The sequence below is a fragment of the Nocardiopsis sp. N85 genome, assembly GCF_028882275.1.
Taxonomy (GTDB): Bacteria; Actinomycetota; Actinomycetes; order Streptosporangiales; family Streptosporangiaceae; genus Nocardiopsis; species Nocardiopsis lambiniae.
Map to the genome: position 1 here is coordinate 1 of NZ_JARBUT010000002.1, position 15,661 is coordinate 15,661.

The 15,661-nt window shown below is 71.0% G+C and carries 14 protein-coding genes; 4 read left to right on the forward strand and 10 right to left on the reverse strand.

Translation table 11 applies throughout. From position 1 onward, the window contains the following. Positions 1-73 precede the first annotated feature (73 nt). From PWG71_RS04020 to PWG71_RS04040, 5 genes are all read right to left on the reverse strand, one after another. Positions 74-715: a PH domain-containing protein gene (locus PWG71_RS04020; protein ID WP_274808139.1), complete on the reverse strand. Its 642-nt coding sequence runs from the start codon at positions 713-715 to the stop codon at positions 74-76. Then, complete coding sequence (locus PWG71_RS04025; protein WP_274808140.1) at positions 712-1,812, reverse strand: adenosine deaminase; 1,101 nt, start codon at positions 1,810-1,812, stop codon at positions 712-714. The genes PWG71_RS04020 and PWG71_RS04025 overlap by 4 nt, the downstream gene beginning before the upstream one ends. 187 nt (positions 1,813-1,999) lie before the next feature. Then, the gene (locus PWG71_RS04030; protein ID WP_274808141.1) at positions 2,000-3,241 is read right to left on the reverse strand and encodes a M20 family metallopeptidase; all 1,242 of its coding nucleotides are present in this window, start codon (positions 3,239-3,241) and stop codon (positions 2,000-2,002) included. A gap of 32 nt (positions 3,242-3,273) precedes the next feature. Then, complete coding sequence (locus PWG71_RS04035) at positions 3,274-4,440, reverse strand: glutamate--cysteine ligase (RefSeq protein ID WP_274808142.1); 1,167 nt, start codon at positions 4,438-4,440, stop codon at positions 3,274-3,276. 159 nt (positions 4,441-4,599) lie between these two features. Further along, positions 4,600-5,658 (reverse strand): YihY/virulence factor BrkB family protein, encoded by a 1,059-nt coding sequence (locus PWG71_RS04040; protein ID WP_274808143.1) that lies wholly within the window; start codon positions 5,656-5,658, stop codon positions 4,600-4,602. A 191-nt stretch (positions 5,659-5,849) separates the two neighbouring features. Between PWG71_RS04040 and PWG71_RS04045 the strand changes: the two genes are divergently transcribed. After that, complete coding sequence (locus PWG71_RS04045; RefSeq protein WP_274808144.1) at positions 5,850-6,974, forward strand: galactokinase family protein; 1,125 nt, start codon at positions 5,850-5,852, stop codon at positions 6,972-6,974. A gap of 144 nt (positions 6,975-7,118) precedes the next feature. Then, positions 7,119-8,396, forward strand: coding sequence for an LCP family protein (locus PWG71_RS04050; protein ID WP_274808145.1), 1,278 nt, complete (start codon positions 7,119-7,121; stop codon positions 8,394-8,396). 441 nt (positions 8,397-8,837) lie between these two features. Here the strand turns inward: PWG71_RS04050 and PWG71_RS04055 are convergent, their stop codons facing one another. Beyond that, the gene (locus PWG71_RS04055; protein ID WP_274808146.1) at positions 8,838-10,055 is read right to left on the reverse strand and encodes an NADP-dependent isocitrate dehydrogenase; all 1,218 of its coding nucleotides are present in this window, start codon (positions 10,053-10,055) and stop codon (positions 8,838-8,840) included. Positions 10,056-10,239: 184 nt separating this feature from the next. Continuing rightward, entirely contained in the window at positions 10,240-10,686 is a 447-nt protein-coding gene (locus PWG71_RS04060) for a DUF3017 domain-containing protein (RefSeq protein ID WP_274808147.1), read from the reverse strand. Positions 10,687-11,045: 359 nt separating this feature from the next. Between PWG71_RS04060 and PWG71_RS04065 the strand changes: the two genes are divergently transcribed. Beyond that, entirely contained in the window at positions 11,046-11,654 is a 609-nt protein-coding gene (locus tag PWG71_RS04065) for an FHA domain-containing protein (protein ID WP_274808148.1), read from the forward strand. A gap of 174 nt (positions 11,655-11,828) precedes the next feature. On the opposite strand, the gene PWG71_RS04070 is transcribed toward PWG71_RS04065, so the two are convergent. Genes PWG71_RS04070 through purN form a run of 3 tightly spaced genes read right to left on the reverse strand, consistent with a single transcriptional unit; the run spans position 11,829 to position 14,903 of the window. Continuing rightward, positions 11,829-12,686, reverse strand: a complete 858-nt coding sequence (locus PWG71_RS04070) for a bifunctional methylenetetrahydrofolate dehydrogenase/methenyltetrahydrofolate cyclohydrolase (RefSeq protein WP_274808149.1) — start codon at positions 12,684-12,686, stop codon at positions 11,829-11,831. Between the two features lie 10 nt (positions 12,687-12,696). After that, complete coding sequence (gene purH, locus PWG71_RS04075; RefSeq protein WP_274808150.1) at positions 12,697-14,262, reverse strand: bifunctional phosphoribosylaminoimidazolecarboxamide formyltransferase/IMP cyclohydrolase; 1,566 nt, start codon at positions 14,260-14,262, stop codon at positions 12,697-12,699. Further along, the gene (gene purN / locus PWG71_RS04080; protein WP_274808468.1) at positions 14,259-14,903 is read right to left on the reverse strand and encodes a phosphoribosylglycinamide formyltransferase; all 645 of its coding nucleotides are present in this window, start codon (positions 14,901-14,903) and stop codon (positions 14,259-14,261) included. Before purN ends, purH begins: the two co-directional genes overlap by 4 nt. A gap of 325 nt (positions 14,904-15,228) precedes the next feature. On the opposite strand from purN, the gene PWG71_RS04085 reads away from it, so the two are divergent. Then, the gene (locus PWG71_RS04085; protein WP_274808151.1) at positions 15,229-15,621 is read left to right on the forward strand and encodes a DUF4190 domain-containing protein; all 393 of its coding nucleotides are present in this window, start codon (positions 15,229-15,231) and stop codon (positions 15,619-15,621) included. The last annotated feature ends 40 nt before the right edge of the window (positions 15,622-15,661 follow it).

A 15,661-nucleotide genomic window follows, 5' to 3' on the forward strand; every position in this document is an offset into this window, starting at 1 on the left:
GCCTTACCTAACCAGAGCGGAGGGGGTCTCGTCAACCCCGTGACCCGACGAAGACGGACCCGGGGAGAACGGTTCAGAGCAGCAGGAACGCCGCCACGATCAGGGTCACGGTGAGGCCCAGGACGACGATCACCTCCACCGAGACCATGGTCTGCGGACGGTCCTCGGCGCCCAGTGCGGCGGGGCCGGCCTCCTCGATGTCCCGGATGGGGCCGGGGAGCGGACGCGCCTTGTGGCGTTCGGCGTCCTGTCGCAGCTGGAGGGCGGCCCGGTCCATGGGGCGCAGCTCCCGAGGATCCCCCTCGTCCGCCTGGTCCACGAACCCGCCCTCACGGCGCATGTTGTCCCGGACCCGCTGCCGCTTGGTCTCCCGCAGCGGCCACGAGCGCACGATCCGGTCCGGCGTGTGCACCCTCAGCACGTCGACCACGTCGACCCACTGCACGGCCGCCCAGGGGACGAAGGTCTCGCGCAGCGGGTTGATCATCCGCAGGCCGCGTTCGGTGACCACCACGCGGGGACGCAGCCACACCAGGTACACGAGGGCGACGGTGACCACCAGGATGGACGCGTAGGTCCAGATCTCCGGTCCCTCTCCCCGCAGGAACAGGTCGGCCAGGAGCAGCACGGCGATGACGATCCATCCCGCGGCCAGGACACGCGAGGAGAGCGAGTAGTGCACCGTGGGATTGCCGCCCGACGCCGGTCCGGTCATCGGTCGGCCGCCCACTTCAACTGCGCGAACCCGGGCTTGATGACACCGTTGATCAGGGCCAGCCGCTCGTCGAAGGACAGGAACGCCGACTTCATGGCGTTGACCGTGAACCATTGGATGTCGTCCCAGTCGTACCCGAACGCCGAGGAGAGCCGGGCGAACTCCTCCGACAGGGTGGTCCCGCTCTGGAGCCGGTTGTCGGTGTTCACCGTCACCCGGAAGCGCAGGTCGTGCAGCAGCCCGATGGGGTGCTCGGCGATGGACGCCGCGGCGCCGGTCTGGACGTTGGAGCTGGGGCACATCTCCAGCGGCACGCGCTTGTCGCGCACGTACTGGGCCAGACGACCCAGGCGCGGGACTCCGTTCTCGGTGACCGTGATGTCGTCGATGATGCGCACGCCGTGACCGAGCCGGTCGCAGCCGCACCACTGGAGGGCCTCCCAGATGGAGGGGAGCCCGAACGCCTCACCGGCGTGGATGGTGAAGTGGAAGTTCTCACGGCGCAGGTACTCGAAGGCGTCCAGGTGTCGGGTGGGCGGGTTGCCCGCCTCGGCCCCGGCGATGTCGAACCCGGACACGCCCGCGTCGCGGTAGCGGACCGCGAGCTCGGCGATCTCCGACGAGCGCGCGGCGTGGCGCATCGCGGTGACCAACTGGCCGGTGCGGATGCTCCGCCCGGCGTCGGCGGCCCGCTTCTCTCCGAGTTCCAGCCCCTCCTGGACGGCCTCGACGACCTCCTCCAGGGTCAGCCCGCGCTCCAGGTGCTGCTCGGGGGCGTAACGCTGCTCGGCGTAGACCACACCGTCGGCGGCCAGGTCCTCGGCGGCCTCGGCGGCGACGCGCACGAGGGCGTCGCGGGTCTGCATGACGGCGGTGGTGTGCGCGAACGTCTCCAGGTAGCGCTCCAGGGACCCGGAGTCGGAGGCCTCACGGAACCATACGCCCAGCTCCGCCGGGTCATAGGTGGGAAGGTCCTTGTAGCCGATCTCCCGGGCCAGGTCGACCACGGTCGACGGGCGCAGTCCGCCGTCGAGGTGGTCGTGCAGGAGGACCTTGGGCGCCCGCCGGATCTGTTCGACTGTGAGTGGCTGGTTCATACGTTCAGAATGCCATCGGCGCCGCACACGCCCCGCCACCCCGACGCGAAGTTACCGAGAACCCGGCAGATCCGTGGCCCGCGCGCCCGAGGACACCCAGGTCACACCGGCTCTTCGGCATGACACCCGCGAGGGCGTCCACGGGGTTCCGAAGGTCGAACGGGGCCGGGGTTCAGGAGTCCGGGGTTCAGAAGGACACGGCCTCCTCGGCGTTCTCGACGCCGGTGCGGCGGCCGTCGACGCCCAGGGCGGTCAGGGCGGTGGTCACCATGAACCGGATGCCGACTCCGATGGCGCGCTCGTCCACGTCGAAGGTGCCCCGGTGCAGGTCGAGCATGGGCCCGTCCCAGTCCGGAGAGTGGGTGCCCAGCCTGGCCAGGGCGCCGGGAACGTGCTCCAGGTACCAGGCGAAGTCCTCCCCGCCCAGGCTCTGGGGGGTGGGCGCGGCCGCGTCCGGCCCCAGGGCCAGGGCGGTGGCCTCGCGCATGATGTCGACGCTGGTGGCCTCGTTGATGGTGGGCGGGACACCGCGCCGGTAGGTGACCTCGGCCTCGGCCCCGTAGGCGGTGGCGACCGACTCCACCAGCCCCTTGACGATGTCGGGGGCGGCGTGCCAGGCCTCGTCCTCCAGGCAGCGCACGGTGCCCTCGGCCACCGCGTCGTCGGGGATGACGTTGGGCGCCGAGCCGGCGCTGATGCGCCCCCAGACCAGGCTGAACCCGGCGCGGGCGTCGATGCGGCGCGAGAGCGCGGCGGGCAGCTCGGTGACGACCTTGCCCATGGCGTAGACCAGATCCGCGGTCAGGTGGGGACGGGCGGTGTGCCCGCCCGGGCCGGAGAGACGGACCATGAGCTGGTCGCAGGCGGCGGTGATGCCTCCGGTGCGCAGCCCGACCCGGCCGGTCATGAGGCGCGGATCACAGTGCAGGGCGAAGATGCGGTCGACCCCGTCCAGGGCTCCGGCGTTGATGACCTCGACGGCGCCGCCGGGCAGTTCCTCGGCGGGCTGGAAGATCAGCCGGACCCGGCCGGGGAGGGCGCCGGCACGGTCCTGCTGGGCGAGGAAGACCCCCGTGGCCAGCAGGACCGTGGTGTGCACGTCGTGTCCGCAGGCGTGTGCGGCGCCCGGGACGGTGGACCGGTAGGGGACGTCCTTCTCGTCGGTGAGGGGCAGGGCGTCGATGTCGGCGCGCAGGGCCACGGTGGGGCCGGGTCCCGCACCGATGTCGCAGACCAGCCCGGTGCCCCCGGGCAGTTCCTTCGGGGCCAGACCGACCCCGCGCAGGTACTCGACGATCCGGCCGGTGGTGCGATGTTCGGCGAAGGCGAGTTCGGGGTGCATGTGCAGGTCACGGCGGAAGTCTATGAAGTCCCGCTCACGGCGCGCCAGAAAAGCGGTCAACTGTTCCGGCAGGTCTCGTCCCTGCATGCGAGGGTCCCCTTTTCGCTTTCGCCCATGTCTTACCGGGTGCCGTCGCCGGCACCGACTCCTGCACGGGTGGGGCCGTCGTCGAGCTCCGCCGCGAGCATGTCGACGACGTCGTCGAGGGTGCCGCCCTCGGCGATGACCGCGCGCTGCCGCTCGTAGGAGGCGCCCTTGTCCAGGATCTCGGAGATCAGGTCCAGGTCCTCGGCGCAACCCAGACGGGTCGCGACCGGCTTCAGCTCGCGCACCAACTCGTAGAGGTCGTCACGGACGGGGACGGTGGTCCCGTGGGTGTCCGTGATGACACGAGCGTCGAGCCCGTAGCGGGTGGCCCGCCACTTGTTGTCCCTCACCAGCCAGGACGGCGGGCTCGGTAGACCGTAGCCGCGGTCGAGCTGGTGATCGAACAGTTCCACCAGGCTCTGTGAGAGCGCGGCGGCCATTCCCACCTCGCGCAGTGTGGGAATCCCGTCGAACATCCGGATCTCGATGGTGCCGAAATCCGGGTGCGGCCGGATGTCCCACCACACTTCTTTGATAGAGGCGATGGTACCCGCACGGAGAAGGGTTTCGAGGTATTCCTCGAAAGCGGACCAGTTCGGGAGGTTCGGCGGCGGACCGGAGGTGGGCAACGCGCCGAAGATGACGGAGCGGGCGGAGGCCAGACCGGTGTCGTGACCCGACCAGAAGGGACTGGACGCGCTCAAAGCGAGGAAATGCGGAAGATACCTCGTGAGCGCGTTCACGATGGGAATGGCCTTGTCCTGGTGGCGGACCCCCACGTGCACGTGGACGCCGCAGGTGAGGATCCGCCGGGCGACCCACTGCATCTGATCGACGAGTTCCCGGTAGCGGACACCGGGGCTGAGCTCCTGATCGCGCCAGTCGTCGATGGGGTGGGTGCCCGAACAGGTCAGTGTGGCCCCCCAGGGGGAGAGGACCCGGCGTATCCGGTCGATGCTGCCGGACAGGTCGGCCTTGGCCTCGTCGACCGTCTCGCAGATCCCGGTCACGACCTCCACCTGGGACTGCATCAGCTCGTGACGCAGTGGAGGGGCCTCCGCCGCGGAGCTGAGTTCGGGGAGTTCGGAGAGAAGCTTCTGTGCCTCCTGCCGCAAGTGGCGGTTGCGCCGATCGACCAGCTGAAGCTCCCACTCCACACCGATCGTCGCGCGTTCGGACGACTTGAATGCGGTTCCCATCTGCCCTCCGAGGGGGGTTCCCACCGATCGATTCGGTCGGCGGACGGTCCTGCCCCGGCGGGACTCTCGGCCGGGACAGGGGAGGACTACCCGGTCGGCACCTCGTACATACGGGAATGAGGGGTCTTCACTGTCATTTTCCGCGAACGGGCCGTCACACTAGGCGACAGGACGGTTCCGTCGACGCAGTAGCCACGCCGCGAAACCGCCCGCCCCGAGGGCGCCGGCCGCGGAGAGACCCACGGCCAGGGCGCGCTGGGTCCGGTGGTGTTCGGCGAGTTCCTCGGGGGGCACCCGCGTGACGGGTGCGGGCCGGGTCCAGTCGATGCCGTTCTCCTCCGGCAGCGGGAGCGACCCCGTGTAGGGCGGTGGCACCACCAGCGAGGTGGCCGTCCACGCGGCGCTGAACATGACCAGGCGCATCACCAGGTTGATCCACACGAGCAGCCCCACCAGCACCGCGAACGAGGCGTAGACCGGGTTGTCCAACGTCCCCGACAGCAGCAGGGCCGCGGTCGCCTTGAGGATCTCGAACCCCACCGCGCCCAACAGCGCGCCCCGCCACATCATCCGGGTCGGGCGCCCGCTGCCCGACAACACGGTGAACGCCAGCATGAAGATCAGCATGTTCGCGGCGATGGCGATGACCAGTGCCAGCAGGCGCAACGCCAGGTTGGCCACGATCGAGTCGTCCAGGTCGACCAGGGACAGCAGCCACCGGGTCGCCGCCTGGGCGATACCGGTGACGGAGACCGTGAGCAGCAGGGAGAACCCGAGTCCGATCATCACCAGCAGGTCGGCGCCCTTGCGGAGGAGGAGGTTCGGGCCGTCGTTGAGGTTCTTCAGCCAGATCGAGTGCAGGGCCTCGCGCAGCGCCGACACCGAGTTCAGGCCGGCGTAGAGCAGACCCACCAGGCCGAACAGACCGGCGCCCACCCGCGCGCCGGCGATCTGTTCGATGGGCAACTGCTCCGACAACCCCGGGAGCACGTCGTCCAGCGCCTGCTCCAACTGCCCGGCCAGTTCGATCTGCAACGTGGCCAGGACGAACCCGACCGCGGCGAAGGCCAGGGCGAGCAGGGGGAAGAACGACAGGAACGCGAAGTAGGTGACCGCGCCCGCCAACTGGTTGCCGTTGCGATCGGCGTACCGCTCGTAGGCCCGCACCAGATGGTCGACGGACGGACGACGACGACGCAACCCCCAGTAGGTGTCCATCGCCGCGTGCCGATGGTGCCGGACCGTCTCTCGCGCCCTGTCCAACACCGAGGCCACCGCGCCCTCCCCCACCTTCGCCGATCCGTCACCCTAGTGGCCTACCCACCGACCCCGAAGGCCCCACACCGGGCGCTCCGGGACTTGGGCAGACTTGTGGGGACGGAAGAACGGACCGGGGGAAGGAAGACGACGTGGGGGGCGCGGGGGCGCGGTGGAGAGCGGTGTTGGGTGTGCGGTCGGCGGGGCCCCGGGGGGAATGGCCGACACGGACCCCGGACGCCGACGAACTGGCGAAGGCGTTCGACACGCTGTACGGCGGGCCGGCCGCCGGGGTCTGGCACGCCCCCGGGCGGGTGGCGTTGATGGGAGAGCACACGGCGGCGTCGGGCGGGGTCGGCCTGTACACGGCGCTGCCCTGGGGGGTCACCGCGGCGGTGGGCCCCGTCCCCGGCGACCCCGCCGTGCGCGCGGCGACGCTCAACGGTCCGCTGCGCCTTCGCGGGACGACGGGGCGGGCGGTGGCCGGGGCCACCGCCGCGGCACGGCGCACGGGGCTGCTGGAGGCCGACACCGGGCTGCGCGTGATGCTCGGCGCGGACCTGCCCGAGCACGCCTCGCTGGGGTACGCGGGCGCGGTCGGCGCGGCGGTGTCGCTGGCCCTGGCCGACCTGGCCGGAGGCCCGCCGCCGGAGGGCGACACCGTCGACCAGCGGGTGGCCCTGGCCGGCCGCCCCGGCTGCGCGGTCCGGGTGAACCTGCGCACCTCCGGCACCACGGTGCTGCCCTTCGACCCGGCCGCCGAGGACCTGTGTCTGCTCATCGTGGACACCGGGGCGCTGCACCGACGGGACCCCCGGGCCGGGTACACCGCCGACCTGGGGCGCGCCGAGAGGACCCTGGGGCCGCTGCGGGCCGTCCGCGACCTGCCCGCCGCGCTGACCGCGCTGCCCTCTCCCCCGCTGCGCCGTCGGGTGGAGCACGCGGTGACCGAGGTGCACCGGCTCAACGCGGTGGTGGGGCTGCTGCGCGCCGAGCGCTTCGGCGAGGTCGGCGTGGTGCTGACGGCGTCGCACCTGTCGCTGCGGCGGTCCGGGCTTCCGCTTCCCGAGGTGGAGGCGGCGGTGGAGGCCGCCGGCCGGGCCGGGGCGCGGGGGGTGCGCATGACCGGGTGGGCGGGCACCGCGCTGGCCCTGGTCGCCGAGGACCGGGTGGCGGACGTCTGCGACGCCCTGGCCGGGCAGGCCGCCGATCGCGGCCGACCCGCGCCACGGGTGCGCGCGGCCCTGCCGGCGGCCGGCGCCCACCGGCTCCGCTGAACCGTTCCCCGATACGGGCCTCGGGATCGTCCCCGATGCCCGGATCGGGGGCGATCCGTGGAACCCCGCTACTCTTTCTGCGATCCCACAGAGTGGAGGCCGTGACCACGGACCTTCGCATCGCGGAGGAGAGTAGGCGGTTCGATGTCAGACCGACGGCACCGGGGGGAGTCCGGCCCGACCGGTGAACACGACAGACCGGGCGTGTTCAGGCGCAAGGGCGCGGCGGGCGGGCCCGACGCGTTCGAGAAGCTCTACCGGGAGAGGGAGTCGGAGCGACGGGTCGTCGGCGAGACCCGGCGGATGCCCTCCGAGGGCGACGTCCCGCCGCTGCGGAGGCCGCGCTCCGAACGGCGCACCCACCACGCCGGGCGCGAGTACGACGGCACCGGGCGCACCCGGCGCCGCGACCGCAAGCGCGTCCGCAACGTCCGGAACGTGACCGTGGTGACCCTGGTGGTGTTGCTGGTCGCGGTGCTGGTGCTGCCCACCTGGTTCTACCTGTGGGCCAACGCGCGCCTGCAACGGATCGACGCGCTCCAGGACTACGAGGGCCGTCCGGAGCGCCAGGACGGCACCGTGTTCATGATCGTCGGCTCCGACAGCCGCGAGGGCCTGGACGACGACCAGATCCAGGAGTTGGCCACGGGCCGGGCCGAGGGTCGACGCACCGACACGATCATGCTGCTGTACATCCCCGACGACGGCGAGGCCGAGCCCACCATCGTCAGCGTCCCCCGGGACTCCTACGTGCCGCTGGCCATCCCCGGTTACGCGGACAACAAGATCAACACCGCCTTCGCCGACGCCGTCTGCGGCACGGACGAGGGGGGCGAGGAGATCTGCGGCGGCCCCGCGCCGCTGGTGCGGACGTTCGAGGAGGCCTCGGGCGTGCGGGTGGACCACTACGTCGAGATCGGCATGGGCGGGTTCGTCGGCCTGGTCGACGCGGTCGGCGGCGTGGAGCTGTGCCCGGAGGAGCCGATGGTCGACCCCAAGGCGGGCCTGGACGTCGAGGCCGGCTGCCAGACGATGGACGGCGGCACCGCGCTGGGGTACGTGCGCACCCGTGCCACCCCGCGCGCCGACCTGGACCGGGTCGCCCGCCAGCGCGAGTTCTTCTCCGCCCTGGTGCAGGAGGCGAGCGCTCCGTCGACCCTGTTCAACCCGTTCACGTCGGTACCGCTGGTGATGGAGGGCACCGACCTGTTCGTGGTCGACGAGGGCGACAGGCTGCGTCACCTGGCCACGATGTTGCTGGCGATGCGCGGCGGGACGCGGACGACCACGATCCCGGTGGGCGACACCCCGACCCTGCCCGGGGTCGGCTCGGTGGTCCAGTGGGATCAGACGCGGTCGGAGGAGATGTTCGCGGCGATGCGCGAGGGCGAGCCGATCCCCGACAGCGCCCTACAGGACTGATCCTCACGGTCCACGCGATGGACCGGCGGGGAAAGGCGAAGGGCCCGGTGCCGAAGCACCGGGCCCTTCTTCGTGACGTTCCGTACTGTGCGCGCCTACCCCCCAGCGGGCGCACGGCCGGCACGTCGGTCCTTGCGGCCGAGCGGGAAAAGCCGCTCTGGCCTGCCGGTTCTCACCGGCGTGACTCCACTGTAGGTCAAAGTTCGTGAAAGGTGCGAATCAAGTTCACGTGGCCTACGTCGCACTGCCTTGGTGACCCAGCGCCGTCATCCTCCCACTCTGGAGCGGCCGATGTCCGCAGAACCCGGGAAACACGCCGGAAAAAATCATCGGACACGGCGGATCGGCCCGGGAACGCGCCCGGCCGCCCCCCCGAAGGGGACGGCCGGGCGTGGTGAAGGTCACCCGGGCCGCCGGCTCAGAGCGGCCCCGATCCCCTCCCTAGGCCAGACGCTTGGCCAGGTTCTCGTCCAGGGCGGCGAGGAACTGCTCGGTGGTCAGCCACTCCTGGTCGGCACCGACGAGGATCGCCAGGTCCTTGGTCATCTGACCGCCCTCGACGGTCTTGATGACGACGTCCTCCAGGGTGGTGGCGAACTCCAGCAGCTTGGGGGTGTTGTCCAGCTTGGCCCGGTGCTCCAGACCGCGGGTCCACGCGAAGATGGAGGCGATCGGGTTGGTGGAGGTGGGCTTGCCCTGCTGGTGCTGGCGGTAGTGGCGGGTGACGGTGCCGTGCGCGGCCTCGGCCTCGACGGTGCGGCCGTCGGCGGTGCGCAGCACGGAGGTCATCAGGCCGAGGGAGCCGAAGCCCTGCGCGACGGTGTCGGACTGGACGTCGCCGTCGTAGTTCTTGCAGGCCCAGACGTAGCCGCCCTCCCACTTGAGCGCGGAGGCGACCATATCGTCGATGAGGCGGTGCTCGTAGGTGAGACCGGCCTTGTCGAAGTTCTCCTTGAACTCGGTCTCGAAGATCTCCTGGAACACGTCCTTGAACATGCCGTCGTAGGCCTTGAGGATCGTGTTCTTGGTGGACATGTACACCGGGTAGTTCCGGTCCAGGCCGTAGTTGAGGCTGGCCCGGGCGAAGTCCTCGATGGACTTGCGGAAGTTGTACATGCCCATGGCCACGCCGCCGGCCTCGGGGAACTGCGCGATCTCGAACTCGACCGGCTCGCTGCCGTCGGCGGGGGTGTAGGTCATGGTGACCGTGCCGGGGCCGGGGACCTTGAAGTCGGTGGCCTTGTACTGGTCGCCGTGGGCGTGGCGGCCGATGATGATCGGCTTGGTCCAGCCGGGCACCAGGCGGGGCACGTTCTCACAGATGATCGGCTCGCGGAAGACGACGCCGCCGAGGATGTTGCGGATGGTGCCGTTGGGCGACCGCCACATCTTCTTCAGGCCGAACTCCTCGACCCGGGCCTCGTCCGGGGTGATGGTGGCGCACTTGACGCCGACGCCGTGCTCCTTGATGGCGTTGGCGGCGTCGATGGTGATCTGGTCATCGGTGCGGTCGCGCTCCTCGATGCCCAGGTCGTAGTACTTCAGGTCGATGTCGAGGTACGGAAGGATCAAACGGTCCTTGATGAAGGACCAGATGATCCGGGTCATCTCGTCACCATCGAGCTCGACTACGGGGTTCTCGACCTTGATTTTGGCCATGGCTGTGCGGCTGTCCCTTCAATCTTCGCCACCACCTCGTGCGGCGGTGGGCGGCGTTCGGCTCGTGACCGGTGTGCCGGCGTCCGCGCGCGCGGCGATCCGCTGATCCCGCCCTGTCCGTGCTCTCCGGGGAGGGGGTGGCTCGTCGGTGTCGCGGTATCTCGACATCAAGCTTATTAGACGCCTACGATGACAACTGCGGCGCCACCCACGCGAGCACGATGAGCAGCACCGCCATGGTGATCAACGTGACGAGATCGACCCAGCGACGACGGACGGCGAGCATGCCCACCCAGTCGTGGGGCAGGAAGGCCCGGAAGGCGGCGGCCAGCAGCAGGGCGCCCGCGATGATCGCCGGCCCCCGTTTGAAGTAGGCCGCGGCCACGATGACGATCCCCGCCGCCAGGGCGGAGAGCACGAGTGCGTACGGCACCTGGGTGAGCCAGACCGGGACCCGGCCCTCCTCAGGGGAGGACGTTTCCTCGTCCGCGTCCGACAACTCCGCCAACTCCACCCTGTTCACCGCGCTCCGCATCGCCTGGTCCACGATCTCCCGCCCGGAGCCGGCACAGACCGGCCACCCGTCGATGTTCGGGCGTCCGAAACGGAGCATCACGGCGGAACGGCTCATGTTCCTGGTGGCTCCGGTCACCGGCGGTGCTTTCGGACCGGGAGGGTCAAGGACAGTGTAGTGATCCGTGTCGCCACCGCCTCAGGGCTCACGGAAACGGACCGGCATCGATCGGGGCACCCAGGCGACCGTTTCCCGCTTCCGGTTCGGCCACAGAGCCGTATTTCCGCGTCTTATCCGCCTAACTCCGGAGTAAGCGCGTAGAACGCTCGGCACCCGGGTAACCAGAGGGGAGACGAGCGCACCGGTGAGCGAGGACCCCACCCCCCATGAAGCCCACCCCACGAACCTCAGCCCCTCGACCCCACCGGCGTCCGCACACCCACCGGCAGCGATATCCGAGCCCGGGAGGAGCCACCGTGGACGGGCCCTACCTCCGGGTCGAAGAGAACGGGCAGATCCGCGAACTCGCGGACGAGGTCACCACGGTCGGCCGTGGTGAGGGCGCCGACCTCCGACTCGACGACCCCAGCGTCTCCCTCCTGCACGCCGAACTGGTCCGGCGCGGCCCCTATGTCTACGTGGTGGACATGGGGCTGTCCCGCAACGGCACCCGCGTCAACGGCCGGCCGATCGCCCGCCGGGTCCTGGAGGAGGGCGACGTGGTGAGTTTCGGTGGCGCCCGCTGCCGGGTCGGGGGACTGCCGCAGGAGCAGATCAGTCCCGACGTCGAACTGCGCCGCAGCTCCGCCCCCGAGCTCACCCGCCGCGAGCTGGACGTGCTGACCGCGCTGTGCCAGCCGGCCCTGTCGGAGGAGGCCTTCGTCGCCCCGGCGACGGCCCGCGACATCGCCGAGGTCCTGGTGGTGACCGAGGCCGCGGTCAAACAGCACCTGTTGCGGCTGTACCAGAAGTTCCGCATCCCCGAGGGCCAGAACCGGCGTACCCGGCTGGCCAACGAGGTGGTGGCGCTGGGACTGGTGCGCCCGCTGCCGGTGGGACACCAGACCCACCGCGCCGCCGGCTGACCCGGGGTGCCCACGGGGTCCGGGGCACCGGCGGAGGAGACCGTCCGGGGCACGACGGCGGCCGCGGTCCCCCGTTCTCCGGAGACCCCGCGACGCCGGTGGAGGGCCGGAACGAGCGGGGGGCGGTGACCGACCTCGGTCACCGCCCCTCCCGTCGCCCACGGGTGTCGGCCGCTAGCGGTCCTCGGCCTGACGTTCGGCGGACTCGACCACGTTGACCAGCAGCATCGCGCGGGTCATCGGCCCCACCCCGCCGGGGTTGGGCGAGATGTGGCCCGCGACCTCGGCCACGTCCGGGACCACGTCGCCGACCAGACCGGACTCGGTGCGCGAGACACCGACGTCGAGCACGGCGGCGCCGGGACGCACCATGTCCTTCGTGATGAGTCCGGGCACCCCGGCGCCGGCGACGATGATGTCGGCTCGGCGAGTGTGCTCGGCCAGGTCACGGGTACCGGTGTGGCACAGGGTGACGGTGGCGTTCTCCGAACGGCGGGTGAGCAGCAGACCCAGCGGCCGGCCCACGGTCACCCCACGGCCGACCACCACGACCTCGGCGCCCTTGAGGGGGACGTCGTAGCGGTTGAGCAGCTCCACGATCCCGCGCGGGGTACACGGCAGCGGCGCCTCCTGCATCAGCACCAGTTTGCCGAGGTTGGAGGGCTGGAGGCCGTCGGCGTCCTTGGCCGGGTCGATCAGCCCGAGCACCCGGTTCTCGTCCAGTCCCCGGGGCAGCGGGAGCTGGACGATGTAGCCGGTGCAGGCGGGGTCCTCGTTGAGCTCGCGGACGGCCTGCTCCACCTCTTCCTGGGTGGCGTTCTCCGGCAGGTCGCGACGGATGCTCGCGATGCCGACCTGGGCGCAGTCGCGGTGCTTGCCGCGCACGTAGGAGTGGCTGCCGGGGTCGTCTCCCACCAGCACGGTGCCCAGCCCGGGGGTGATCCCCTTCGCGTGGAGTCGGGCCACCCGCTCGGACAGATCCTCGCGGATGGACTTCGCGACGGCCTTGCCGTCCAGAACGATCGCGCTCATGCCTGGTCTCCTAGTGGAAGAAGTGCCGGGTGCCGGTGAGGTACATCGTGACCCCGGCCGCCTTGGCGGCCGCGATGACCTCGTCGTCACGGACCGAACCACCGGGCTGCACGACGGCCCGTACCCCGGCCTCGGTGAGGATCTCCAGCCCGTCGGGGAAGGGGAAGAAGGCGTCGCTGGCGGCGACCGATCCCGTGACCCGGTCGCCGGCCCGGGAGACCGCGAGGCGGGCGGAGTCGACCCGGTTGACCTGTCCCATGCCCACGCCCACGGTGGCGCCGTCGGAGGCGAGCAGGATGGCGTTGGACTTCACGGCGCGCACCGCCCTCCAGGCGAAGACCAGGTCGGCCAGGGTCGCCTCGTCGACGGGCTCGCCGGTGGCCAGGGTCCAGCTCGCCGGGTCGTCCCCGGCGGCGTCGATGCGGTCGACGGACTGGGCGAGCAGACCGCCACTGATCTGGCGGGTCTCCGCCACCGGGCCGCCGGTCTCCCCCACCTTGAGCAGGCGGATGTTCTTCTTGCGGGTGAGGATGTCCAGCGCGGCGGGCTCGAAGGCCGGGGCCACCACGACCTCGGTGAAGATCTCCGAGATCTGGGCGGCCAGCTCCTCGCCGACCGTCCGGTTGGTGGCGATGACCCCGCCGAACGCCGACACCGGGTCGGCGGCGTGCGCCTTGCGGTGGGCGTCGGCGTTGTCGGCGCCCACCGCGATGCCGCACGGGTTGGCGTGCTTGATGATGGCCACGCAGGGCTCGTCGAAGTCGTGGGCGGCGCGCAGGGCGGCGTCGGAGTCCACGTAGTTGTTGTACGACATGGCCTTGCCGTGCAGCTGTTCGGCACCGGCCAGCCCGTGGGGGGACACGCCCGCCGGGACGTACAGGGCGGCGTCCTGGTGCGGGTTCTCGCCGTAGCGCAGGACGGTCTTGCGGGTGTGCACGGTGGCGCGGAAATCCGGCCAGGCGGTCTCGGCCGTCTCGGCGTCGGGCGCGTAGGTGTCGGAGAACCAGCCGGCGACGGCCGCGTCGTAGGCGGCGGTGTGCTGGAACGCCAGTCCGGCCAGGCGCTTGCGCTGGTCGAGGGTGAACCCGCCGCCGCGCACCGCCTCCAGGACGGAGTCGTAGGAGGAGGGGTCCACGACGATGGCGACGCTGGAGTGGTTCTTGGCGGAGGCGCGCACCATGGCCGGGCCGCCGATGTCGATCTGCTCGATGCACTCGGCCTCGGAGGCGCCCGAGGCGACGGTGTCGCGGAAGGGGTAGAGGTTGACCACGACGAGGTCGAAGGGGGCGATCCCCAGATCCTCGATCTGGGCGACGTGGTCGGGGTTGTGCTGGTCGGCGAGGAGACCGGCGTGCACGGAGGGGTGGAGGGTCTTGACCCGACCGCCCATGATCTCGGGGAAGCCGGTGACGTCCTCGACGCGGGTCACGGGGACGCCCGCGTCCCGCAGTCGGGAGGCGGTGGAGCCGGTGGAGACGATCTCCACTCCGGCCGCGGCCAGGCCCGCGCCCAGCACCTCCAGACCGGTCTTGTCGTACACGCTGATCAACGCACGCCGGATGGCCTGCTGGGTCACCGGTTCTCCTTCGGTTCGGTCGCGTCGGCGACGCTCTGCTCGGTGCGGTCGGCTCGACCGAACCGCACCTTCCTACCGTCGATGGTCCAGCCCTCGCGGGCGAGCCGGCCGACCGTGTCGACCAGCATGCGCCGTTCCACGACCTTGATGCGCTCGTGGAGGCTCGACTCGTCATCGTCGTCCTCGACGGGGACCGCCACCTGGTCGATGATCGGCCCGGAGTCGACACCCTCGTCGAGGAAGTGGATGGTGGTGCCGGTGATGCGGACACCGTGGGCGAGCGCGTCACGCACCGCGTGAGCGCCGGGGAAGGAGGGGAGGAGCGCCGGGTGGATGTTCACCGCGGAGTGCTTTCCGACGACCTCGGGGCCGAGGATGCGCATGAACCCGGCGGAGACCACCAGGTCGGGGGTGTGCGCACCGATGCGCTCGGCGAGGTCGGCGTTCCAGCGGGAACGGTCGGTGTAGTCACGGAAGGGGACGACGAACACGGGTACGCCGGCCTCGCGGGCCAGTTCGATGCCCCGGGTCCCCTGGCGGTCGGCCCCCACGGCGACGATCTCGGCCCCGTAGACCGGGTCCTTCGCCGCCTCCAGGAGGGCAGCCATGTTGCTGCCCGTGCCCGATATGAGAACCACCACTCGCGCGGACAATGCTTCTCCCATGTACTAGAGAACGGTGCGGGAGTCCTCTCCCGTACTCCGGGGGCACCGGGGGACGGCGCAGCATCCGGATGTCGCGTACGCCCGGTACAGATCCCGGGCACTGGGCCTGTTACGGCCCGTCCGCGTACCCACCCTATCGGTCCGGGTAGCGTCGGACCCACGGGGAGGTGACCGTCCGGCACCGTGTGACGTGGGCCTCTCGACGACACCGCCCCGTCTCGAAGTCGTCGGTGGCGGATACCCTCCGTCCAGGCGCAGTGGACCGAGGACGCCCGACGGGGCGTGCCGAAGGAGTGAGACCTTGACCGACAATCGCCCGGAGCCGCGATCGGACACCGAACCGCCCCGTGTCGAACGGGGCGGGCTGTGGGGCCTGTTCTTCGGACTGGCCGGGCTGCTGCTGCCGCCCTACGGCGGTGTCCTGTCCGCGTTCGGTCTGGTCCAGGGCCTGCGGGCGCGCAGGGCCGCCCGCCGCAACCGCTCCGACGCCCCGCTGGCGCTGCTGAGCGTGGCCGTGGGCGTGGCGGGCATCGTGGTGTCCATCGCCATGGTGGCGGTCTCCGTGGTGTTCCACGACCAGTTGATGGACTACCGGGACTGCTCGGCGCGGGCGCACACGGTGTCCAGCCAGCAGGTGTGCGACGACGCCTGGAACTCGGGGACCGAGCTGCCCTCGTGGGTGACCGGCGCCTGACCCGTCGACGGGGGCCCGCGAACCCCCCGCGAACTCGGTG

Coding starts and splice junctions, on each gene's coding strand:
- PWG71_RS04050 (WP_274808145.1), top strand. CDS start 7,119: ATGTCAGACCGACGGCACCGGGGGGAGTCCGGCCCGACCGGTGAACAC.
- PWG71_RS04060 (WP_274808147.1), bottom strand. CDS start 10,686: ATGAGCCGTTCCGCCGTGATGCTCCGTTTCGGACGCCCGAACATCGAC.
- PWG71_RS04055 (WP_274808146.1), bottom strand. CDS start 10,055: ATGGCCAAAATCAAGGTCGAGAACCCCGTAGTCGAGCTCGATGGTGAC.
- PWG71_RS04030 (WP_274808141.1), bottom strand. CDS start 3,241: ATGCAGGGACGAGACCTGCCGGAACAGTTGACCGCTTTTCTGGCGCGC.
- PWG71_RS04025 (WP_274808140.1), bottom strand. CDS start 1,812: ATGAACCAGCCACTCACAGTCGAACAGATCCGGCGGGCGCCCAAGGTC.
- PWG71_RS04020 (WP_274808139.1), bottom strand. CDS start 715: ATGACCGGACCGGCGTCGGGCGGCAATCCCACGGTGCACTACTCGCTC.
- PWG71_RS04070 (WP_274808149.1), bottom strand. CDS start 12,686: ATGAGCGCGATCGTTCTGGACGGCAAGGCCGTCGCGAAGTCCATCCGC.
- PWG71_RS04035 (WP_274808142.1), bottom strand. CDS start 4,440: ATGGGAACCGCATTCAAGTCGTCCGAACGCGCGACGATCGGTGTGGAG.
- PWG71_RS04040 (WP_274808143.1), bottom strand. CDS start 5,658: ATGGACACCTACTGGGGGTTGCGTCGTCGTCGTCCGTCCGTCGACCAT.